The 22,537-nt window shown below is 63.4% G+C and carries 14 protein-coding genes; 5 read left to right on the forward strand and 9 right to left on the reverse strand.

Going from position 1 to position 22,537, the window contains the following annotated elements:
* The first annotated feature begins 156 nt into the window (after positions 1–156).
* On the forward strand, positions 157–927 hold the full coding sequence (locus tag FYJ85_RS05845; RefSeq protein WP_206212989.1) for a type II secretion system protein: 771 nt from the start codon (positions 157–159) through the stop codon (positions 925–927).
* 36 nt (positions 928–963) lie between these two features.
* Here FYJ85_RS05845 and FYJ85_RS05850 read toward each other — a convergent pair whose 3' ends face one another.
* Together FYJ85_RS05850 and FYJ85_RS05855 are read right to left on the reverse strand one after the other, a co-directional pair.
* Positions 964–3,864 carry a glycosyl hydrolase gene (locus FYJ85_RS05850; protein ID WP_154417260.1) on the reverse strand — a complete coding sequence of 967 codons (2,901 nt, stop codon included), beginning with the start codon at positions 3,862–3,864 and terminating at the stop codon, positions 964–966.
* A gap of 18 nt (positions 3,865–3,882) precedes the next feature.
* Complete coding sequence (locus FYJ85_RS05855; protein ID WP_154417368.1) at positions 3,883–4,647, reverse strand: DUF1559 family PulG-like putative transporter; 765 nt, start codon at positions 4,645–4,647, stop codon at positions 3,883–3,885.
* A gap of 151 nt (positions 4,648–4,798) precedes the next feature.
* Between FYJ85_RS05855 and FYJ85_RS05860 the strand changes: the two genes are divergently transcribed.
* Entirely contained in the window at positions 4,799–5,638 is an 840-nt protein-coding gene (locus tag FYJ85_RS05860; protein WP_154417261.1) for a helix-turn-helix domain-containing protein, read from the forward strand.
* Positions 5,639–5,654: 16 nt separating this feature from the next.
* Here the strand turns inward: FYJ85_RS05860 and FYJ85_RS05865 are convergent, their stop codons facing one another.
* The 7 genes from FYJ85_RS05865 to FYJ85_RS05895 form a co-directional block, all read right to left on the reverse strand.
* Positions 5,655–6,842 (reverse strand): polysaccharide pyruvyl transferase family protein, encoded by a 1,188-nt coding sequence (locus tag FYJ85_RS05865; RefSeq protein ID WP_158704171.1) that lies wholly within the window; start codon positions 6,840–6,842, stop codon positions 5,655–5,657.
* 100 nt (positions 6,843–6,942) lie between these two features.
* Positions 6,943–10,392, reverse strand: coding sequence for a hypothetical protein (locus FYJ85_RS05870; protein ID WP_154417262.1), 3,450 nt, complete (start codon positions 10,390–10,392; stop codon positions 6,943–6,945).
* Positions 10,389–11,066, reverse strand: coding sequence for a DUF1559 family PulG-like putative transporter (locus FYJ85_RS05875; RefSeq protein WP_106054499.1), 678 nt, complete (start codon positions 11,064–11,066; stop codon positions 10,389–10,391). Before FYJ85_RS05875 ends, FYJ85_RS05870 begins: the two co-directional genes overlap by 4 nt.
* Entirely contained in the window at positions 11,063–12,121 is a 1,059-nt protein-coding gene (locus FYJ85_RS05880) for a substrate-binding domain-containing protein (RefSeq protein WP_106054498.1), read from the reverse strand. The genes FYJ85_RS05875 and FYJ85_RS05880 overlap by 4 nt, the downstream gene beginning before the upstream one ends.
* Before the next feature lie 335 nt (positions 12,122–12,456).
* Positions 12,457–15,567 carry an efflux RND transporter permease subunit gene (locus tag FYJ85_RS05885; RefSeq protein ID WP_106054497.1) on the reverse strand — a complete coding sequence of 1,037 codons (3,111 nt, stop codon included), beginning with the start codon at positions 15,565–15,567 and terminating at the stop codon, positions 12,457–12,459.
* Positions 15,568–15,579: 12 nt separating this feature from the next.
* Positions 15,580–16,695, reverse strand: coding sequence for an efflux RND transporter periplasmic adaptor subunit (locus tag FYJ85_RS05890; protein ID WP_106054496.1), 1,116 nt, complete (start codon positions 16,693–16,695; stop codon positions 15,580–15,582).
* A 118-nt stretch (positions 16,696–16,813) separates the two neighbouring features.
* Positions 16,814–17,245, reverse strand: a complete 432-nt coding sequence (locus FYJ85_RS05895; RefSeq protein WP_106054495.1) for a MarR family winged helix-turn-helix transcriptional regulator — start codon at positions 17,243–17,245, stop codon at positions 16,814–16,816.
* A 253-nt stretch (positions 17,246–17,498) separates the two neighbouring features.
* Here FYJ85_RS05895 and FYJ85_RS05900 point away from each other — a divergent pair, with 253 nt between their 5' ends.
* From FYJ85_RS05900 to FYJ85_RS05910, 3 genes are read left to right on the forward strand one after another with little or no spacing between them, the layout of a single operon-like run.
* A complete protein-coding gene (locus FYJ85_RS05900) occupies positions 17,499–18,638 on the forward strand; it encodes a substrate-binding domain-containing protein (RefSeq protein ID WP_106054494.1) in 1,140 nt (379 codons plus the stop codon).
* A gap of 46 nt (positions 18,639–18,684) precedes the next feature.
* Entirely contained in the window at positions 18,685–19,302 is a 618-nt protein-coding gene (locus FYJ85_RS05905) for a prepilin-type N-terminal cleavage/methylation domain-containing protein (RefSeq protein ID WP_106054493.1), read from the forward strand.
* A 17-nt stretch (positions 19,303–19,319) separates the two neighbouring features.
* A complete protein-coding gene (locus FYJ85_RS05910; protein WP_154417263.1) occupies positions 19,320–22,478 on the forward strand; it encodes a beta-galactosidase in 3,159 nt (1,052 codons plus the stop codon).
* The last annotated feature ends 59 nt before the right edge of the window (positions 22,479–22,537 follow it).

Here is a 22,537-nt window from a genome sequence, read left to right on the forward strand (position 1 = left end):
GCGGCCCGAAGCATGCGGCGGAGAACCGCGCCGAAGAAGCGGCTACGGCGGGAAAAATGCCGTCTCCGCCCTCCTCTTCCCGCATCCGCCTTGAAAAATCCCGCTTTCCGCGGTATGTTATCTGCTTCAAAACCGTACGGAAGCTGCTGCCGCTCCATGAAAAGGTCTTTCACACTCATCGAACTGCTTGTCACGATCGCGGTCATCGCGATCCTGGCCGGTATGCTGCTGCCGGCACTTTCGCGGGCGCGGGAAAGCGGCAGGACCGCCACGTGCGCCGGCGGCCTCCGGCAATTGACGGCCGCGAATATACTGTACAGCAATGACTTCGGCGTTTTCGTCAAAATCCGGGCGGACAAAGCGTCGACCATCTACTGGTACGGGGCGAACGTCTCGGGCGGAATGGACCCCGGCGCCAGGAAATACGACTACACGGCCGGGCCGCTCTACCCCTATTACGGCCGGGCCGCGCGCGCCATCATCTGCCCGACCCTCGCTCTGACCGCCGGGCTCGACACCGGCGACCTGTCGCGCATGGCCTCCTCCGGCGGGTACGGCTACGCCAGCCGCAGATATTCGACCGCGAAATATTACCTCGGGCAGATCAGCAACGGCATCACCCGGCCCGGTTCGATCCGGAATCCGTCGCAGGCGGTCATGTTCGGCGACAGCCAGATCAGCAGAAATGCGACCGGCCCGCAGCTCTGTCCGCACGGCGAAGGCATGGGAAACACCTACGGAACCGTCGGCTTCCGCCACGCGCGGAAAGCAAACGTCTCCCGCGCGGACGGCCATGTCGCCGCCGAGCAGTTCGCTGCGGGAGACGAAGCGAACCTCTACGGCAGTTTCGGAGACCCGGCGGAGAGCCCGAGGCTTTTCAACTGCCTCTGGCCCGACCATGCGGAGACCCTCGCCGAAGTGCCGTAAAGAGGGCGGACGCGACAACTCGTTTCTCCGCAGCGCTCAGGGGCGGCGGACGATCTTCACGTTGCGAATCCAGTAAGTGACTTCCGCCCCCTTCGGGTTGAAGCCGATCCGCAGCGTGCGGACCCGCTCGAGCGCAACGCCGTCAAGCGGCACAAAGCGCGTCCCCCACTTCTCCGCCGGCGGCTCGGTGCGCAGATGGACGTCGTTCTTCCGGCCCGCCTCATCCTCCGTAACCGCCATCAGGTACGAGAGGTCGTAACCGGGCTTGTCCGCAACGGCGCAGATCTCATACGAGATGCCGGCCGCGCCCGCCAGCGACTCCCTCGGCAGTTCGAGCGGCAGCTCCGGGTAGATCCAGCGCCCGTCCTGCGGTTCAAAGCGGACTTTGAACTCCACGGCGCGTTCGGCACGGTCGTAACCGATCGTCATCGCACCGCCGGCGTTGCTCCGCCACCGCGCCGGATCGGTCGGTATTTCAAGCTCGACGCCGACCTCCGCCAGCCGGGAACTGCAGATCAGCGGAACAGTCAGGCGCGTGATCTCCCGGCCGTCGAACACGCCGCCGAATTCGAGCGCCGATTCGAAGGCGCCGTCGGAATAAGCCGGCGTATATTCCGCCTCGAAGGAGACCGATGCGAAGGGCGGAATCTCCACCCTCTCCGGGAGCCCGGTCAGCGTTCCGCCCTTCACGGCGATGCGGCCGTTTTTCGTCCTGCCGCTCAAATTGAACACATGCAACGTCAGCCTGCCGCTCTTTCCGGGCAGGTCGGCCGCGTTTTTCCCGGGCAGCAGCCGGAAATCGTTCGAAAGGTCCGCCTTGAGGACGACGGCGAGCTCCCGCTCCGCAAACGCGGCGGAGGATTCCCCTTTCGGCGGCACGGGAACGGACGGTTCCAATGCCAGATCGCCGGTCACATAGGCCGTCATCGCCGAAACCGGCAGTTCCAGGCGGCCGTCCCGGCTCTCCTGCTGCTTCGATCTCCCCCAGATATCGGTCACCGTGCAGCTGCCGGAACGGACCGGAATCGATATGGTTCCGGGCGGAGTCGCGGCCTTCGCTTCGCCGTCGCGGGGAGACACCGCCCAGAAAGCCAATGTCTTTTCCCCGTCCGGCCGGCGGTACAGGACGCCGCGGACCGACGGAGCCGGATCGAGTGAACCGAGGCAGACCGCGTTCCCGAGCACACGATTCAGGGCGGCTATCGCAAGGAATCCCGGCTCCACCGTATAATCGCGGCGCAGCAGCCCCCACACCTTCGCGCCGCCGCGCTCGTTGACCGGCGGCAGGACAAAAAAGAAGTTGCGGTCCACCCCGGCGGCCTGCAGCGTGAGCGCCGACTTCGGAATGAACTCGGCCACCATCAGCTCCTGCTGCGGCGAATGGGCCCGAAGCCCCGGAACCGGAGAAGCCTCTTCGCCGTTCCCCTCCGAATCGGTGCCGCTCTCCGTGAACCAGAGCGGTTTCCCGGCGGCTCCGTTCCGGGCCAGCATATCTCGGATGTCGCGCACCATGACCGGGTAATTCGCCACCGGCCGGTAGGTGTGAAAGCTCAGGATGTCGAAATACCCCGCCGCATCGTTGTCGAAAAAGGTCTGGTAATACGGAATCAGCGGATGCAGGCAGAAACCGCCCTGCATGACCTTGACCGACGGAGCCCCGGCCTTGAACCCGAGATAAGCCGCCTTCTGGGCGGCCGCGAAATCCCAGGCCGATTCGGAGGCGAAACCGCCGTCCGGCTCGTTCCAGAACTCCCAGGCGCCGATTTTCCCCTCGAACTCCCGGGCCAGCGCCTCGGAGAAGCGGTAGAGCGCCAGAAGATCGTCCGGCAGTTTCCGCGAAACCGTCCGCGTCCGCGCCGGCGCATCGTGGAACGTGCTTGCGATGCCGATTCCGCGTTCCGCCAGAAGCTTCGCGTTGACCGCATATTTGCCCCAGGCGTACTCGCCGGGACGCGGTTCGCACTGTCCCCACGAGATCCGTTCGCGGACGCTGCCGAAACCGCCGAGCCGGCAAAGCTCGCTCACCGTCTCATATGCGTCGCCCGAAAGCAGCGGACCGGTATAATCGGGCGCGGCCAGCCAGCTCTGCGCGCTGTCCACCGAAAAGAAGCTCTGCGGATTCCGCCGGTATGAGGCCGGATCGGCGACGACGGCGAACGTGCGCCGCCCCTGCCAGTCGACTCCGTTCCCGGCCAGCGTCAGCGCATAATAGCCGATGCCGGGGTTCGGCAAGGTCAGTGCGCCGCTCTCCGGCCAGCTGCCGGAAGCGACGGTTTCACCGTCGATCGAGGTGATCTCGTAGGTTTCCGGAAGGCAAACACCCTCCTTCAGCCGAAGCTCGACCGGCTGGCCGACATGGAACACCGTACCGGGCGCCGCCGCCTCCACGGCGGAGGCGACCGGAACCGGAGACGCCGCGATTTTCGCCGCAAACGCGGCCGGAACCTCGACCTGGATATTCCGCAGCCGGAACACGGCGCGATCGCCTTTCGGGTTGATGCCGATCCGCAGCACCTTCGCTTTATCGAGCGTCCGCCCGGACAAGTCGACTTCGACCGTTCTCCACTCCGTGCCCGGAACAGGGAACGGGATCTCGGCCCCCGGGGAGATCTGCACGAACGCGCAATTGATTCCGTCCCGCACGGTCGCCGCATCCGCCTGAATCTCAAACCGCAGCTTTCCGGCATGGGCGAACGATTCGGATGCCTTCAGGTCGATCTGCGGGTAGACCCAGAAATCGGCCGCGCCGTTCCGTTCGGCGGAACAGCGGACCGCCTTCGCCTCCCGGTCGTACTCCACGCTCATCCGGCCGGACGTGTTCGGGCGGAACCGGCCGGCCCGGTTCAGCCCGGCCGACCACGGCTGGACCGCCGGAGAATCCGCCCGCAGCAGGACGGCGAAGGCTGCCAGCAGCAGGATTGAGATCGTCAGCTTCATTCTTCACTCTCCTCGCCTTTACGGGTTCACGGTGTACCAGTTGATCTGGCCGCGGCCGACGTCTTCCACATGGCCGTCAAGCCAGAGGACATTCTTCCGCATCGAATGACGGAAAGCAGCGGTGACCCCCTCCTCGCCATTGCATGCGGCCGTGGAGTTCAGGTCATAACCGGAACGGAAGTTGGGCTGCCGGACGATCCGTGTCGGTGAATCCTCCGAAAATCCGAGCTCGGCGACGAAAGCGATGCGGGAGTTGGTCGGCGCCGGCTGATCCGCCACGCCACGCGAGCAACGCGACTCGGGGCGGACGTAGTAACAGGAGGTATCCGAATCCACACCGCTGCCGAGAACGAAGCCGTTCATGCCCAGCACCCGGACCGGCGGCCCGAAGTTGTTCATGGCATAGGAGTTGTCATCCATCGTCGCCCGCCTGACCTCCGGGCAGTTGAATACACCGTGCTGGCGGATCGCCGCCGCCATGTTCCAGTCTTCCCCGCTGACCTTCCGGCTGTCCCCGACATACGGTGCGACCTTGAAATACCAGAAATGCTGGTTCGCACTCTGCGCATGTTTCGTCGGGCATGCGGCCGGATACATCGTGTAGTCGGACGCATACATCGCCAGTCCCGTGAAAATCTGTTTCAGATTTCCGGTACAGGTCGTCTTGCGTGCGGCGGAACGCGCCTTGTTCAAAGCCGGCATCAGCATCGACGCCAGAATCGCGATGATCGCAATAACGACCAGAAGTTCGATCAATGTGAAAAAATGGTACCGTACTTTCATTTTCCGCCTCGAAAGTTGTATCGTTTCAGGTTGCTGCCTGTTTTAAAGTATAGTGAATATTCAATGAAAAGTCAACCCTTGACACCGAAAGAAAATGATGATATAGTAGCACAAAACGACGATTCATAATCAGCAGCAGGGAATCGGAAGCATGAATGGCGAAATTGTTTTTTCCTATGCCGGGCACTATCACGACAATTTGCCGAATCCGCACCATTCGCATCGGGGAGCCGAGCTTGTGCTGGTGACGGCGGGCTCCTGCGAAACCGCGTTCGACAACGGCGTCACGCTGAAGGGCGGCCCCGGAACCGTCCTGGTCACGCCGCCCGAACTTGCCCATCAGCAGAGCAATTCGCCGGAGTGCGAAACGTTTTACGCCGTCATGGAGATGGCCGGCAGCGAATTCAGCACGGAACTGCGCACGGTCGAAACCGGGAACGACGCGCTGATCCGGCAGTGGTTCGCAAACCTGCTGGAGCTCAACATTCCGTACTCCGCCGAGCAGGGTTCGGCTCTGCTCGCCGCGATCTGGGCCCGGCTGACGCTGCTTGAGCAGCAGAGCGACAACCGGCGCACTCTCCACCCCGGCGTCCGGGCCGCGGTCGCCCATATCGAGAAGCATTATATGGAACCGATTGCCGTGTCGGAACTTGCCGAACGTTCCGGCGTCAGCCAGAGCCACCTGAACAGCCTGTTCCGCCGCAGCTTCGGAGTCGGCCCCCTGAACTACCTGACGGCTGTGCGGATGCGCCAGGCCCGGCTCCTGCTGCTGAATCCGTATTTCAATATCTCGGAGGTGGCGGCGAGGACCGGTTTCCGCGAAGCGAATTATTTTACGCGCGCCTTCCGGCTGTTTCACGGCGTGACGCCGGGCGAATACCGCGCCTCTCCCTCCGAAACCGCCGACCGGCTGCAGGTGTACGAACCGGGCGGCAGTCCGGACGGGGCGGCGCCGCCACGCCGCGCCGGTTCGAATTCGATCATCGCCTGAACCCCGGGCCGGAGCGTCACGCTCCGCCGGTCAGATTCGCCTCAAGAAGCTGCTCGGCGGCGGCAAGCCGGGCCAGCATCCGGTCGCGAGCCGCTTCCGCCGCGCGGCGGAACGCGTCGCCGCCGTCGGCCAGATACGCTTCGACGCCCCGCTCCACCGCCGAAAAATCGCAGTCGTCCACACTGCCGGCCGGGGCGAGGCCGAATGCCGCGAGGAAATTCGCGATCTTGCTGCCCCGGTCGATGCCGATGATCGGCGTCCCGACATTGGCCGCCAGAATCAGCAGATGCAGCCGGCTGCTGACGACGACCCGGCAGCTCGCCGCCGCGGCCTGCGCCTCGGCCGGGCGCGTCACATTGAGCAGGATCGCCCGCTCCGGGTGTTCAAGACCGGAAGCGAGGCCGCGCATAAGCGCGGAATCGGTCTTCGGATTCATCGGGATCAGCACCAGCCGGTAATTTTCGCGCCCGGTCAACCGGTTCCAGAGCGCCAGCAGTTCGGCGCGCTGCCCGATGCTGCGCTGCGCCGAAACGCAAAAGCCGATCCGCACCTGTTCCCTGTCCACCAGCGGAATTTTGCCGGTCCGCTGCAGGATCGCCGAATCGGCCCCGACCACGGCGGAATCGAACCCGCTGCGCCGGAGTTCCTCCGCAGTCTGGGGATCGCGCACCACCACGAGAGAACATCCCTTCAGGGCCGCGGCGAGACGCTGCCGCATGCGACTGTCCAGCCGCGCTTCGCAGCGGTCGATGAACGGCACCCGGCCGAACGTCAGGAGCTCGGCCGCACGCAGCAGCTTCCGCCGCATTCCGGCAATGGAGAAAAAGGCCGGATTCAGCTCCGAATTCATGCCCACGCCCCAGACCACGCATTCGACGCGCTGTTTCTGCGCCGCCTCGAGCAGCCCGGCTCCCACGGCGGGATAGTCGGAAAGTCCGGTCGCGCCGCACCAGATGTAACGGTCGAATTTACGCACGAAGCGGCCGAACGACGAAACCGGGTGCTCGCGGGTGAACCCGTAGAGCGGAGCGGTCTTCACGCCGAGCAGCGCGGCGGTATCTTCCTCCGCCGCCGTGCAGACGGTGATTTCGGCGCGGGGGGCCAGCCGCCTCACGAGTGAGGTGAAACAGCCGAGGATCGCCTCGTCGCCGATGTTGTCGCAGCCGAGCGGAATCCCGCCCAGCAGAATTTTCAGTTCCGGCATCTCGGCCCTTCCCTGCATTCCGGTGACCATTGCATCGATTCCGGTTTATAGTATATCATAACCGGAACCGATTTCAAGCCGGACTCCGCCGAAAGCCGGTTCATCGCGCCGGAATTTCCAGTTGTCCGTCGAGCGTCATCGCCCGGCGGAACTCCGCGGCGCGGGCGGCACATTTTTCCGCCAGCGCATCGGCCCCTTCCGCCGATACGACGTAGAACAATTCATAGGACGAACGGCCGAGGTCGAGCCGGGTCATACCGTCCGCTCCGGCCTTCACGACGCCGCGCCGAAGCTCCGGGAAGGTCACGAAGCCGTACTCGCGCCCCGGTTCGAGCCGGAGCCGCAGCGATGCGCCGCCGGGCGCATCCGCCGGATAGACGCCGCCGTCCGCCGTCTCCGCCAACCGGTCGTGCCGCATGGCCGAGACCAGCAGCGTTCCATCGGGAGCGCGGTAAAGCCGCGCCTCAACCGGGTCCCGGCTCTCCCAGTGCGGCGACACGCCGAGCTTCGCCGGAAGCGCCCGGTAAACCGCATCGCCCGCCGCCGCGTCCCCGCTCCGGCCCTCCGCCGTTTCAGGAACCGGCGTGAACAGCAGCATCCAGAGCTTCCCCTTTCCGGCCCGGCGGCTCACCACGACCGGACGGCCGCCGACGGAGAATTCCGTCTCATATCCGGCGGGCGGTTCATAAAGCTTCCGGACCGATACGTTCTCCGCCAGCACCACGCCGGCCGCATCCTTCAGCGCGCCCGAAGCGGCGCCGACCTCCCGGAGCTCCAGAAACGGCTCCGGACGCATGGAGCCGCCGATCCTGCGCCGCAGCGCCCCGGCCATGACGACGCCGTTCGCAATGCGTCCGGACTCCAGCAGCGCCATGAAGTTCCGCCACCCCGACTCCGTTGCGGGAGAAGCGGAGAAAAACACGGTTCCGGCCCGGAATTCCGGCTCCTGCAAACTCTCCTCTCCCTGCCCGGAAAACACGTAGCCGAGCCGGGCCAGACTCCGGTCCGGAGAAAACTCCGTATCGAGCCGCCAGTTCCACGGGCAGTACCTTGTCCCCCACGGACGAAAGAGCCGCCGCGAAGTGATCGAAACGAAATCCGGCGCGAGCCGTTCGAAGCGGCCATCCTCCCGCGCATAGCGGAAACCGAGCCCGTAGGCGAGAATCGCGCCGTAGCGGTTGCGGACCAGCTCCTCCTGCGCACACTCGGCCGGAGAACGGTCGAACCCCCACCAGAAATCTCCCTCCAGGTGGTCGGCGCGGGTCGCCAGCGTAATTTCATACGCGAGTTTCAGGCTCATTTCGGCGGTATAGTACGGCGCGCCGTTGCCGCCGGCCCCGGCCTCGAGCACAACGCCGGTCTCGGTATCGCCGGAGGTACGGTCACGGAAATAAGGGAAACGGAAGTAGGCGCCGTTCATGAAAAGCGGGCTTTGAAAATACTCCTCGGTCCGCCCGCCGACATTCGCCAGCCCGGCGAGAAACAGGAAATCGTTGCCGTTCGCCAGATCCTCCGGATTCGGCAGCACCTGGAAGAAGCCGCCCTCCTCCTTCGCGGCGCGCCCGAGCCGGTCGGCCGCCTTCAGCCACTCGTAATGAACCAGCAGATCGAGCAGCATGCCTTCGGCGGTGACATCCTTCCCGGCCTTCCGCCGCGCATCGGCCTCGGGCTTCAGGAGCGGGCGGTATCCGTCCCAGCTTTTGAAGCCGAAATTCTCCGGCCGGGGCTCGGCGCCGAGATAGTAGCGGACATAGTCGCGGAAGAACCAGCGGCGCGGAGCACGGTTCCCCCAGCCGAGCAGAAATCCCTCGTCCTCCCCTTTCAGGCTCTGCCGGAATGCCCGGAGCGTCTCCGGATTGTAGCCGCTCGCGCCGCGCCCCGGCCCCCAGTGCCAGACCATGTCGTTGAAACCGCAGCCGGTGTAGCCGCGCCGGACGCTTGCGCGCACCAGCCGGTCGAACGCCTCCCGCACCGCCGGATGCGGCAGCGCGGCGGCATGCGCCATTCCGGAGAGAGCGACAAAGCTTTTTTCCGCATGGCAGCGCCCGTTGTAGTCCCACTCGAAGGCGCCCATGTACCGCCAGTACGGTTCGTAGCCGACGCCGAAATTCTGAACCAGCGCCGGAATGCCGCGTTCCCGGAAAAACGACGGCTCCGGCAGCAGGTCCGGGCGCGAGGTGACGCCGATCACCGCAAGTTCCGGAATGAACTTCGAGATAAGGTCGATCGCCTCCTTCGTGTGCGGTCCGGCCACCCACGCGCCGTCCGCGCCGAGCCAGAACAGCCCCTTCCGCATCGGCACGCCCGGAGCGCACCGTTCCGCGGTCAGCTGCGGCAGCACCGATTCCGGCGTTGCGGCAGGAGGCTCCTCCCCCTCTTCCCCGGCAGGTTCGACCGAGAACCGGATGCGGAACAAATCGGCGTAACCGTCGACACGGGCGTTCAGCCGGAGCGCGACCCGGTCGTCCGCCTTCAGCTTCAGAATCCGTTCCCCCGCAACGCGCGGCGGTTCCCCCTCCCGGCTGGCCGGAACGGCGAGCCGGAACACGGCCGCCGCGTCGGAACCGGCTCCGGGCGGCAGGATCGAAACGCTCAAGCTGCCGCCGTCGCCGCCCTTCACATCGAGTCCGGCGTTCGCGGCCTCGACCGCCACCCGGTAATTCCCGGCGGCGGGGACCGGATAAAGCAGCACGATATCCCCGGAACCGTAAGCGCAGGAACCGTTCTTTTCGGCGCGGGCAGTGATCTCATAAATCCCCTCGCCCGCCCGCCGGACCGTCGCGGCAGGAAGCGCCTTTTCCTTCGTCCGCCCGAAATCGAAGCGGAACGCCCCCTCTTCCTCCCGCTCCGGGACCGGGACGTACTCTTCAAGCAGGACCCGCCCGGCCGGAACGGCCGCGCCCCAAAGCCCGGAACGGCCCGGCACGCCATTCAACGCCACCCGGACCGCCGCACGGCAGACCCGGCGCCCGAAGTCGTCGGCCAGCGTCGCGGTCTTGCGGAACGCGATCCGGTCGCCCGGCCGGACGGCAAGCGCGCCGGAGCGGATCAGGCCGGAGCTGCCGCGAAATGTGAACTCATCAAGCACGGCCTCCCTTCCGGCGGCGTCGATCCGGGAGACCCGGAACATCGCGTTGCCGTCCGCTCCCGGCCCCGGAACCGGCGCCGGGTCGGTGACCGCCACTTCATAGGCAAGCTCCCCGGCGGCCATGCACTCGTAGACGACCGCCGGATCGGATGACGGTCCGGTCAGAAGCTCGAGAATCTGCTCGCCCGGCAACTGGAATTTCTGCACGCGCACGGCGGGAACGCCCCACGCATCGCCGTCCGCTTCGGAAAACATAAGCCGGTTTTCGAACGTATTGACATCCTTCTGTTCAAGCGTCCGCCACTCCGCCGGACTCTTCCCGCGCGGCGCGGAGCAGAAGCTCCAGACGCCGGGCGGATCGACCTTCGTCCACGCCCGGCCCGGCAGTTCCCATTCGAAAGCGGAGAGCGAAAGCGCGCAGAATGCGGCCGCCGCCGCAAGAAAACGCCCGGCCCGGATCACCGCGCGACTCCCGCTTCGCCGGTGTACCAGGAGACTTCGCGGAAACGCGGCCAGCCGAGGCTCGTGCCGTTCCAGGTGGTCTGCACGTCGACGCAGCGGCCGAAATCAGTGTGGCCGTCCGCGAACAGAATGTTCGCTCCGCCGTTGTGCCGCCCTTCCGGGACCTGCTTGTCGATCGTGCAGATAAAGCGCGAATACCAGACGTTGCCCTCCTGAAGCGCCATCGAGTCTCCGTTCTGCGGCTGGATCGACGGGCGGCGCAGCCGGCCGTACTTCCAGTACCGGTCCGCATTGCCCGGCACGTTGACCTGTACGAGCGTGCCGCCCATCGTGTCGGCGTTGCGGACGGCAGACGGGCAGTTGTAACGGCGTTTCAGCGTGTGGTAATCGTAATCCTCCTCGGCGACCTGTTCGAGAATCGGCGCCATGACCTTGTCCCAGTAACGTTCTCCCGAAGTGCCTCGTCCGGTCAGGATCGCCGGTATGAGGTCGTTGTAGGTTTCGGCGTAAATGACGTAGCCGAAGTGCATCTGCTTGAGGTTGTTCATGCAGGAGGCTGAACGGCCTCGCTCGCGCGCCTGGTTCAGCGCGGGCAGCAGCATGGCGGCGAGGATCGCGATGATCGCGATCACGACCAGGAGTTCGATCAGGGTGAAGAAAGATGTCCTTTTCATGAGAGTTCCTCTCGGTTGATGTTTCTGACGGATTTCCGGAGTTCGAGAACGGCGCGTGAAGGAATCGCGATGAGGCCGGACTGCGGGTCGCGGAAATGACGGTCCACTCCCGCCGCAATCCGATTCTCCTCCTGCAATCCCTGCACCACCGTCACCGGCGGATTGAAGAGCCTGGCCGCCTCTCCGCTGCCGACACCGATGACGCTGACCTCTCCGGGGACGTCGATTCCGTGCTCGGCCAGAGCCAGAAGCGCCCCCTTCGCGGCCAGGCCGCTGTTTACGACAAGACCGGTGAACGGGCAGCCGTTCCGGTCGAGATAACCGGTAAGAACCGAATACGCCTGCTCCGGCGCGTAATCGCCGTCGACGGCATGGCAGTCGATGTCGATGATTTCGCAGCCGCACAGCTTCGCATAGAGCAGCAGATTCTGACGATAATAGGCGTTGCCGCCGACCGACGGCTCGGCCTGAAGCATTGCAAGCTTGCGGTGTCCGTTGCGGACGAAGCAGTTGACGGTGAGCAGCGCCGAGTATCCGGTATCACTGAAAACGCAGTTGATCGATGCGTCGCGCAGGTCGCGCCCCATGACGACGACAAGGTTGCGGAACATCGCGAGCTCCGCGATTTCATCCGGCCGGATCGGACGCGCCGGCCAGTCAACGAGAACCGCGTCGGCATCGGCCCTTTTCAGGATCGGCAGCAGCTCGTGCTGGTAATTGAACGGAAGCCCCGCAAATTCATAGTTGTCGAGCTTTTCGAAGACGGCGCGAAACCGCTCGGTACGCCCCTTGCACTCCTCGCTCGGCCAGTCCGGATAGAAGTGGACGATTTTCCGGCAGGAACTGCCGGAGCGCACGAAGATTCCGCTGCGCGAACGCCGTTCGACGATCCCCTTGCGCTCCATGCGCTCAAGCGCCGCGTCTACGACACGCCGGCTCGTGTCGAAACTGTCGATGATATGCCGGACGGTATGAAACCGCGCACCCGGCGTAAAACGCCGCACCTCGGCGCACAGCCTGCGGTACAGCTCTTCCGATTGTTCCAGAGTTTTCATTTCAATGCCGCTTTCCTGTCGTTCTGCCAATAGTATACCGGATGTGCACAGATTCACGAAATACCGCACACAGATTTATCACAACAGGAAGAGTATATCATGATTTAAATGAAAATCCAGCAAAAAAAACGCTCCCGGCTGTGCGCACACAAAAAAACCGGCAAAGAGCACAACGCACCTCCCTCCCCGCAGAAAGCGCGGCGGCCGCCGGAAAAAAACGCCCCCTTTCTCCCGCAAAAGCGCGGCGGACCATTTTCCGGGAGAAAAAAGAAGGCCCGGAGAAGGGCGAAATGCCCCCTCCGAGCCTGGTGACGCATCACGTCAAAACGGCTGCGTCAGGCTTTTTTGCCGAAGAAACGGACGGTTGCCTCCGCAATACGCTGGAATGCAGCGTAGAGGCCCGGGATGAACATCATGCCGACGATCGTCGCCACCAGCATGCCCCAGAAGGTCGTAATACCGATCGCCTGCCGGCTGCCCGCCCCGGCGCCCGAGGCGAAAACCATCGGGAACACGCCGATCACGAACGAAAGCGCGGTCATCATGACCGAACGGAACCGGAGCCGCATGCCGTTCAGGGCGGCATCGCTGACCGACTGCCCGGCGTCGCGCTCCTGCTTCGAATATTCGACCATCAGGATCGCGGTCTTGGCGGTCAGCCCGATCAGCATCAGGAGCCCGAGCTGGCAGTAGATGTTGAAGCTCATCTGGAAGATCCACAGGGCGAGCAGCCCGCCGAGCGTCGCCGTGCCGACCGACAGAATCACCGAAATCGGCATCGTCCAGCTCTCGTACTGCGCCACGAGGAACAGATAGGCGAAGGTGAGCGCCAGCACCATCAGATAGAGGATCATACCCTCGTTCTGGCTCTCCTGATAACTCATATCGGTCCAGCTGAGCTGATAGTCGTGCGAGAACTCCGTATCCACGATATTCTGCACGAGGTTCATCATCTGCCCGGAACTGAAGAACGGCACACCCTGCGTGTTCACGCTGGCGGACGGGAACATGTTGAAACGCTCCGTCTGGCGCGGTCCGAGCGTCCAGCGCACCGTCGCCAGTGCGTCGAGCGGCACAAGCGCTCCGGTCGAGCTCGGCACGTAGAGCTGGCTCACGATGTTCAAATTCCGGCGGAAATCCTCGGAGGACTGCATCTTAACCTTGTAGGTCTTGCCGTATTTGTTGAAGTCGTTGATGTAGATCGAACCGAGCTGGCTCTGCAGCGTCGAGAAAATCGCGCTGATCGGAACCTTCATCGCTTCGGCCTTGTCACGATCGATGTCGAGGTGCAGCATCGGCGTATTCGCATCGAACGAGGTGAAAGCGTAGATCGCCTTGCCGCTCTGCATGATTTTGCCGAGCAGATTCTGCGTCGCCTGCGACAGCTCCTGCGAGTTCTGGTCGCCGGTCGCCTGGAAAGCGAACGAGACGCCGCCGGTGGCGCCGAGCCCCGGGATCGCGGGCGGCGCAAAGGCGGTGACCTGCGCATCGGGCAGCACCGCGCAGCGTTTGGTCAGCTCGCTCTGGATCGCCTTGATCTGAAGCGCAGGTTCCTTCCGTTCGCTCCAATCCTTCAGCGTGACGATCGCCATGCCGAGGTTTTCGCCCTGACCCGCGGTCATGCTGCGGCCCGGGACGGAGAGCACATGGTCCACGCCCGGCAGCTGCCTGGCGATTTCGGCGACTTCGCTGAGCGCCGCTTCGGTCCGCGGCAGCGACGCGCCGGGCGGAAGAACGACCTCGCAGAAGAGCGCGCCCTTGTCCTCATCCGGCAGGAACGCGCCGGGGAGTTCCCGGTAGACGAAGTAGTTCGCCGACAGAATCGCCGCGAAGAGCACGAGCGTCAGGGCCATGCGGCGAACCATCAGTTTGGCGAAGCCGAGATAGCCGTTCCGGGTCCAGTTCAGCCCGATGTTGAACCAGCGGTAGAGGCCGCGCGGCTCTTTCTGCGGCCGCAGCACGAGCGCGCAGAGGGCGGGGGAAAGCGTCAGGGCGTTCACCGTCGAAAGGATCAGCGCGATGCACATCGTGACCGCGAACTGCATGTAGATCTTGCCGACCATTCCGCCGTAAAATGCGATCGGCGCATAAACCGCCACGACCACGAGCGTGGTTGCAATCAGCGCGCCGGTGAGCTGCTGCATGGTTTTCATCGCAGCGTCGAACGGGGAGAGATGCTCCTCCTGAATCATCCGCACACAGCTTTCGGTCACGCAGATCGCATCGTCCACCACCGACCCGATGACCAGGATCAGCGCGAACATCGACAACGTGTTGATGCTCATGCCGAGCAGGTCAAGGAAGATGAAGGTGCCGATCAGCGAAACCGGAATGGTGACCGAAGGCACGATCGTCGCGCGCCAGTCCTGCAGAAAGAGCCAGGTGATCGCAACCACGAGGATGAAGGTCATGACCAGAGTCATGACGATCTCCTCCATCGTGACCCGGACGAAGTTGGTCGAGTCGTAGCCGAGCGTCCATTCCATCCCTTCCGGGAAGTTCTTCTCGAGGTTTTCCAGCTCCGCCTTGACGGCCGAAAGCACTTCGAGCGCGTTCGCGTCGCTGAGCTTGAAGATGGCGAGCGGCACGGTCGGCCTGTCGTCGAAGTGGGCGATGCCGGTGTAGTTCTCGGAGCCGAGCTCGACCCGGGCCACGTCCTTCAGCCGGACGATCCGGCCGTCATCGCCGGTCTTGATGATGATGTTCTCGAATTCGGCCGGCTCCTGAAGCCGCCCCTTCGTGTCGATCTTGAACTGCATGTAGTCGCTGGCGAACTCGGTTCCGACAGAACCGGTCGCGGCCTGCACGTTCTGGCTTGAAACCGCCTCCGAAATATCGGCATTGGTGATTCCGAGCGCACGCATTTTATTCGGGTTCAGCCAGATGCGCATGCTGTACGTCATGTCGGTGAACACGATCGCCTGGCCGACGCCGTCGATGCGCGAAATCGGGTCGCGCATGTGGATTGCGACGTAGTTGCTGATGAAGAGCGGCGTGTGCTCCGGGTTCGTGCTGGTGACCGCCACCATGCCGAGGATGTCGCTCGACCGTTTGTAGACGGTCAATCCGTTGTTGACCACCTCGGTCGGCAGCGAGTGCTCGGCGCGCTTGACGGCGTTGTTGACGTTGACGTACGCCATATCGTCGTCGGCCTCCGACTTGAAGGTCAGCGTCAGCGAGTAGTTGCCGGAGTTATCCGAGGTCGACGAGTAGTAGACCAGATCCTCGATGCCGTTGACTTCGGCTTCCAGCGGCGCCGCGACCGTGTCGGCGATGACCTGCGCGCTCGCGCCGGGATAAGTGGCCATGACCACGATGGTCGGCGGCGACACTTCGGGATACTCCGCAATCGGCAGCCGGAACATGCAGACCGATCCGGCCAGCACGAAGAACAGCGAAATGACGATCGCGAACTTCGGGCGTTTGATGAAAAGTGCTGAAAACATGGAGTGCCCCCTTTACTTGCCGGGTTCGGCCAAGCCGACCGGGCTGACCGTCTGTCCCGGCGCGGCCTTGTGAAGCCCGCCCGTGATGACCCGCTCGCCGGCCGCGAGGCCGGAAAGAACGGCCTGCCGGTCGTAGATCTGGCTGCCGGTGACGATCTTGCGCTTTTCGACCTTGTTATCCTTGCCGACGACATAGACGAAATGATCCTTGCCGTCGGTCATCAGGGCCGCGACGTTGACCGACGGGAGCGGCTTCTCGAACTTCTCGGTGAATTTCACCGTGACGTAACCGCCGGGAATCAGCTCCATCTCCGGATTCGGAGCCTCGAACTGAAGCATCAGCGTGCCGGTATTCGAATCGACCCGGTTGTCGATGAAGTCGAGCCTGGCCTCGTGCTTGAACGGCTGCCCGTCGGCGCGGGAGATCTGAAGTTCCGATTTGCTCTGGTTGCCGTTGCCGAAATGGCGGAAGAAGTCGGCCTCGCTCATCGAGAACTTGATCTTCACCGGATCGTAGCGGACGATCGTCGCCAGCGTCCCCGTTTCCGGCGTGATGTAATTGCCTTCGCTGTAGATGTTCGAACCGATCCGGCCGTCGAGCGGCGAGTAGATCTTCGTATAGGAAAGATCGTTTTCCGCGCGGATCAGATCCGCTTTCGCCTCCTCGATTTTCGCCTCGTAGGATTTCAGCGTGCGCAGCGAGCTGTCGTAAGTCGTCTGGGCGGTCGCCTGCGTCTCGATCAGCTTCTGGTAACGTTCGTACTCCTTCTGGGCGAACGCATATTCGGCCTCCATCTGGGCCAGGACCGATTTGGCGGAGCGGACGTTGGCCGCATAGATCGTATCTTCGATCTCGAAAAGCAGGTCGCCTTTCCTGACCATGCTGCCCTCTTTGAACGGCGCTTTCTCCATCGTGCCGGAGACCCGGGCCACAATGTTCACCGTATCGGCGGCGGCGACGGTTCCGACATAGGTTTTCGGTTCGCTCCGGTCGATCATGGTCACTTCCTCAACCCGGACCGACGGCGCCTGCGCCTGCGGCGCGGCGGCGGAGAGCGTTCCGGAGGCCGGCAGAAGCGCCGCCCCGAACAAAATCCCGGTCAATGCTTTCCTTACACTGAGATTCATTTGAATATACCTCGGTTTTATTTATGGATTCCTGAATGCTAGAAACCTAACAATATCTCTGAAAATACAAATTCTCCGTTTCCGCTCCTTTTCAATGTCGATGGTTTGGGATTGCAGACTAAGTGATCGTATCGCAGATCCGCTCGCTCAAGCGGATGTAAGTCGCCGTCTCCTCATCCGTCAACCGGCTTCTGAGCAGTTGATTCGCCGCCATCGCCTCCCGGATCACCAGCGGCTGAAGCTCCTTCGCCTTGGGGGTCAGGACGATCTTCTTGAGCCGCGCGTCGGCCGGCACGCTGACCCGCTCGATAAAGCCGTCCCGCTCGAGCAGCTTCAAAATGCCGGTTGCCGTCGAACGGCGGATTTCAAATTCCTCCTCGATGTCTCTCTGATAAATATCCTGCCATTGGGAAACGATGAAGATGAAGCAGAGCACATGCCCCTGCGTGCCGGTCAGCCCGAGCCGGGCCGCGTTGCGGTCGCAGAAGCGGCGGATCTTCTTCCCCAGCGCATTGATGGTGCCGATCAGCGCAAATTCCGGATTTCTCATCTGCTTCCCTGATTCATATCGATTTCCGAACTGTTACTCCGATCAATAATATAATGGAGAACGGACGTTTTTCAATCAGGGTTTCCGAAAAATTCGCATTTTTTGTAAATCATGATTTCCGTTCTTCCGGCTGCGGCATCCTGATAAATTTCCCTTTTTTTGCAGCAGAAGGCTTGACATTCCCCATGAAGTTTGTCATAATTAATGCTAAAGAGCAAATCCGCATTAGCACTATTGACAAAATCAGGATCTTATGAACCGGAAAGAATTGTTTGAGTCGGCAAAGCGATACGTCGTCGGCCGAATCGCGCAGGAACTCGGAACGGCGGAGCGGAAACTCCCGACCGCGCGGCGGCTCGCGGAGCTGGCCGGCTGCAGCTACGGCACGATGCGGCTGGTCATGGCGGAGCTGGAAAAGGAGGGCTTCGTCCGCCAGCGGCAGGGCTCCGGCACCTATATTTCGGAACGGGCCGGAGAGCTGGCGGAGCCGTTCCTGGCCCGGAAGCTGCTCTATTTCCGCAGCCCGCACTTCGGTACGCCGAGCAACAGCTTCAGCGAGTATCTGGCCGCGGGGCTCGAGGCGGAGGCGGCGCGCCGCGGCTGGAAAGTCACGAGCGTGACCGTCACCTCGCACGACGAGTTTCTCGCCGCCGCGCGCTCGATGGGCGGATGCTGCGACGCCGTCGCCTACGCTCCGGTCAGCGAACCGTTCACGCTCGACCAGATCGCGGCGCTGCGGATGCTGCGGGGCAAACCGTTCGTCCTGTTCAACGACTATCTGAATACCACGGTCCACAGCGTCACCATCGACAACCGCCGCGGCGGCGCGATGGCGGCCAGTCTCCTGCTGTCGCGGAACCACCGCCGGATCGGCCTGCTGTTCGGCGAACCCCGGGTCCGGCCGTGCGTGGAGCGCGCCATCGGATTTTCGGAGATGCTGGAACTGGCCGGCATTGCGCCGGTGATCATCGATGCGGAAGTGGACCGCGACGCCAACCGCTACGACTGCGCCTACCGCGCCGTGGAGCGGGAACTGCGCCGGGGACTCGACATCACCGCTCTCTTCGCCGTTTCGGACTACAGCGGCTGGGGCGCCCTCGACGCGCTGAAGGACGCCGGCAGACGAATTCCGGAGGACGTCAGCCTGATCAGCTTCGACGGCCTGCCGTTTCTGGACGGACTCGACCCGAAACTGACCGCAATCCGGCAGCCGCTGCCGGAGATTCTGGACCGGGCGTTCGCAATTCTCGGGGGAGAACTTCCGTCCGGCGGCTACCAGACCGTGGTGCCGCCGGTTTTCAAACCCGGCGAAAGCGTCCGTCACCTTCCCGATGTCGCGGTCGAAGCACCGTTCCGTCCGCTCGCCGACCGTCCCTGCGAATATTCGCTGTAACCCTGTCCGCGTATTTCACCGTTTTCATTAAGAAGGAGATAATCTCATGGCCCGGAAACATTTTACGCTGATCGAATTATTAGTCGTCATTGCGATTATCGCGATCCTCGCCTCGATGCTGCTGCCCGCGCTGAACCAGGCGCGGGCGCGGGCGAAATCGAGCCGCTGCGTCTCGAACCTCAAGCAGTGCGGAACGGCGCTGCTGCTCTATGCGGATTTCTCCGACGGCTGGATGCCGGACGGCATGGGGCCGGACTATGCGAAGAACTGGCACCGCTATCTGCTCGACGCCAGACTCTTCAGCGGCAGGAACTCCGACCAGGTCGTCTATCGCTGCCCGGCAGCCGCCTACCGTCCGGGAACCTACGACAAACCGTTCGAAATCTACGGATTCCGTTCGAAGGACTGGTACAATATGAAGCAGGAGAAACGCTCCGCATCGACCGTCTTCCTGGTGGCGGACAGCTCGAAGGGCGGCCGGAGCACGGATCAGGCTCCGTATGTCTGCATCAATCCGGGCTGGGATGATCCCCAGCGGGTGATCTTCCGCCACTCCGGCATCGCAAACATGGTGTTTCTGGACGGCCATGTCGAGGGACTCCGGGCCGGTGAAATCAAGAAGCACGAGAACTTCACCCGGATCTGGCCCTATCTCGGACTCTGAAAGGAAAGGACGGACCGATGACCCTGTTGAAACACTGGCTTGTCCTGGCGGCGCTGGCCGCCGCGCCGCTGCTCCGCGGCGGGGATGAAAACATCGGCGTGTCGGCACTTCCGGCGCCGGATACGGGGACGGTTTCGGAGCTGCCGGCCATCTGGAAAGGCGGAGAAGGCAGACCTTCCACAGTAATGCTGACGATCCGGATTCCGGGCGGAGAGCCGCTGTCGGAGATCGCGCTCAAATCGCGCTCGATCAACCGGTGGTGGGTGATTTCCGGCGTCACGCTCGAAGGGGTGCGGGACGGGAAAACCGTGAAACTGGCCGCGAAGCCGTGGTTCGTGCGCGGTGAAGACGACACGCCGAAGGTGTTTGCAATCAAGCTGAATCCCGGTGCCGAGGGGTTCTCCGAGTACCGGCTCTCGCTGCGCCGTCCGCACGGCTTCCTCCATATGGAGCTCTCGGAGCTGAACGTCGTTTTCGCCGGCCGGCTGCAGGCGGAAATCCGGCCGGAACGGACGCTTTTCCGGGCCGGCGGAACAGTCTCCGGGACGGTGAAGCTGAACAACCCGTTTCCTTCCCCCGTTTCCGGCAGACTGAAGCTGTTCGCGGGGGAAACCTGCGTATGGGAGAGCGCACTGGCCGTTCCGCCCGGAGAAAGCGAAAGAGTCTGGTCGTTCCCGGCGGCCAAGCCGGAAACGTTCCGCCTGACTCCGCGCTTCGAATCGGATGCGAAACTGGCGGCGCACTCCACGGGTGAGCTCCGGATTCTGCCGAAGCGCAGCCGATACCGCATGTCGGTCGGAACCGCCCACGGCTCGGCGCAGTCGGCCGCGCTCGGCTTCACCGTCCGCCACGACTGGAGCGATGCGTCCGGGCTCTCGGACCGGGTGCTGAGTTCGATCGTCCGGGAGCAGTCGCTCAGCCGCAGCAACTGCGGCGTGACCTTCGAAACCGCCGAAGACGGCCGTTACATGGTCAACGCCGACGGCGAGACGCTGAAGAACATCGCCATGCATGTGCCGCGGCGCCTCGGCGCCGAAACCGCCGGGGTGTTCGATGAGCTGAACGGCCACCCCGGCCTGGAGGAGATCGTCTACTACAACGAACACGGCTATCACACCTGGCACGTCAGAGGATTGGCCGATTACAGCAAACACACGCTGCGGCTCTACCGCGACTGGCTGAAAGAGCGTTACCGGGACATCTCTGCCCTGAACCGGCTCTACGGCACAAACTGCCGCGATTTCTCCGGGATCGAACCGCCGCGCAAATTCACGGGCCCGTCCGCCGCCTGGTTCGACTGGATGGAGTTCCGGCGTTACAGCGTCGCACAATATTTCCGGGAGGCCTACAGCCTGATCAAGCCGCACCTGCCGGATACGCCGATTATGCCCAAGCCGATCAATTTCGATTATTACGCCGTCAGCACAGCCGCCGACCCGTGGCTGCTGCGCGATGCGTGCGATGTCTATGGATACGACATCTATCCTTTTCAGCGCGAAGGATATCTCGATCCGGCGATGAGCCTGGATTTTCACCGCACGCAGGTCGGGGAACGGCCGCTGAAATTTCTGGAATCGAATTTTGAGTTCCGCCGCGTGAACCAGACGGAGAAGAGTTCGGCGGATATGCACCTGCTGTATATGCCCGCCTTCCTGCGCGGGCTCAAAGGGGTCTATTTCTACTGCTGGCATCAGGCGTGGACGCAGAATCACCGCGGCTTCTGGCTGTGCGGACCGGACGGAGTGCTGACGCCGCAGGGACGCGGCGCGGCGCAGGTTGCGAAGGCCGCCCAGACGCTCGCCCCGGTCCTGATGACCGGCCGGGTTCCGCCGGCGACGGCGGCAGTCTATTTTCCGTGGGAGGAGATCTCTCAGACGCCGAACGTCGCGCCGATATCGGCCATGCGCGGGGCCTACAAGCTCATGACCCAGCTTCACTACCCGACCGATATCATCAGCCATCACAATATTGCGGCCGGAGAGCTGACCCGGTATCGGGTCCTGCTGCTGCCGCTCTCCCGCCACCTGCGGCCGGAGACGGCGCAGAGAATCGCGGAATTCGTCCGGGCCGGCGGAATCCTGATCGCCGAATACCAGGCCGGGCGCTTCGACCAGTTCCACCGCGAAACGGATTCCCTCCGCGGGCTGCTGGGCGGAAAATCGCTCGGCACGACCGATGCGTTCAAGAGCTTCGACGCCGGAGATGACAAAGGGATCAGGCTTTACGCGCCGATCACGAAGGAGACGCCGTTCGGCTGGCGGCACCGCCCGAACGTCGAGCCGATCGACCGGGCCGAAAGAATCGCCGCCGCCGCCGATGCGGAAATACCGGCCCGCTTCCCGGACGGCTCCCCGGCGGCGATCGAACGGACGGCCGGCAGAGGGCGGGTGCTCTACTTTGCCGCGACCTTCTTCAATTCGTACCGGAATTACTTCTACACGCTGAACACGCTGCCGAATCCGGCGACGCGCGGAAACGAGATCATCAACGTCGGAGACCCGGCGTACCGCCGGCTGCTCCGCGCATTCCTCGACCGCTGCGAAGTGCGTCCGCCGATGCGGCCGGCGCTCGGTTCCGACGATGTCGAAACGGACGATTCGCCATTCCAGATCCTCTCCCGCTTCGGCAATGCGGAGTGCATTCTCTTCGGCATCGCCAACTGGGGGCCGCACGAGCGGCATGCGGTTGCATTCGAAGCGGATGTCCCGTTTGAAATCCGGCGGCTCTTTGTAATGGACACGGTCCGCGAAACGCTCAAAGAACTTCCGTTCCGCTGTGAAAAAGGAGTGCTGTCGACGACGCTGCCGCAGCTCGACAAAAGCCTGGTGCTGATCGCGATGCGGAATGCCGGACCGCTGCTGGCCGTCGCTTCGCAGCCCGGCGAAGGCAAACCGGTCGCGGTCCGGGTCATGAACTTCCTGCCGGAACAGGCGGCGGGAACGCTGCAGCTCCGGGTGGACGGAATTCCGGCACCGCTGTCGGAACCGCTCGCGTTTACGCTCTCCCCGGGGGAGGAGAAATGCTTCGAGCTGGAGCCGGACCGCGGTTTCGACGCCGCCCTGCTGCGCGACAAACGCGGCGAACGCCTGCCGTGGTACGTCTGGATCACCTACGACGGCGACGCCCGCGCCTTCGCCCGTGTCCACGCCAATCCGGAAGGGCTGAGCGCTCCGTAACCGGAAAAATTCGCATTTTTTTCCATTTCGCGCTTGCATCCGGTATGGTCTTTTCGTAA

The organism is Victivallis lenta (genome assembly GCF_009695545.1).
Classification (GTDB): Bacteria; Verrucomicrobiota; Lentisphaeria; order Victivallales; family Victivallaceae; genus Victivallis; species Victivallis lenta.

Excerpts from the sequence above, each read along its gene's own strand:
- FYJ85_RS05855 (WP_154417368.1), bottom strand. The coding sequence starts at position 4,647 with ATGAAAGTACGGTACCATTTTTTCACATTGATCGAACTTCTGGTCGTT.
- FYJ85_RS05865 (WP_158704171.1), bottom strand. The coding sequence starts at position 6,842 with ATGCCGGAACTGAAAATTCTGCTGGGCGGGATTCCGCTCGGCTGCGAC.
- FYJ85_RS05860 (WP_154417261.1), top strand. The coding sequence starts at position 4,799 with ATGAATGGCGAAATTGTTTTTTCCTATGCCGGGCACTATCACGACAAT.
- FYJ85_RS05890 (WP_106054496.1), bottom strand. The coding sequence starts at position 16,695 with ATGAATCTCAGTGTAAGGAAAGCATTGACCGGGATTTTGTTCGGGGCG.
- FYJ85_RS05905 (WP_106054493.1), top strand. The coding sequence starts at position 18,685 with ATGGCCCGGAAACATTTTACGCTGATCGAATTATTAGTCGTCATTGCG.
- FYJ85_RS05845 (WP_206212989.1), top strand. The coding sequence starts at position 157 with ATGAAAAGGTCTTTCACACTCATCGAACTGCTTGTCACGATCGCGGTC.
- FYJ85_RS05885 (WP_106054497.1), bottom strand. The coding sequence starts at position 15,567 with ATGTTTTCAGCACTTTTCATCAAACGCCCGAAGTTCGCGATCGTCATT.
- FYJ85_RS05910 (WP_154417263.1), top strand. The coding sequence starts at position 19,320 with ATGACCCTGTTGAAACACTGGCTTGTCCTGGCGGCGCTGGCCGCCGCG.
- FYJ85_RS05880 (WP_106054498.1), bottom strand. The coding sequence starts at position 12,121 with ATGAAAACTCTGGAACAATCGGAAGAGCTGTACCGCAGGCTGTGCGCC.
- FYJ85_RS05900 (WP_106054494.1), top strand. The coding sequence starts at position 17,499 with ATGAACCGGAAAGAATTGTTTGAGTCGGCAAAGCGATACGTCGTCGGC.
- FYJ85_RS05850 (WP_154417260.1), bottom strand. The coding sequence starts at position 3,864 with ATGAAGCTGACGATCTCAATCCTGCTGCTGGCAGCCTTCGCCGTCCTG.
- FYJ85_RS05895 (WP_106054495.1), bottom strand. The coding sequence starts at position 17,245 with ATGAGAAATCCGGAATTTGCGCTGATCGGCACCATCAATGCGCTGGGG.
- FYJ85_RS05875 (WP_106054499.1), bottom strand. The coding sequence starts at position 11,066 with ATGAAAAGGACATCTTTCTTCACCCTGATCGAACTCCTGGTCGTGATC.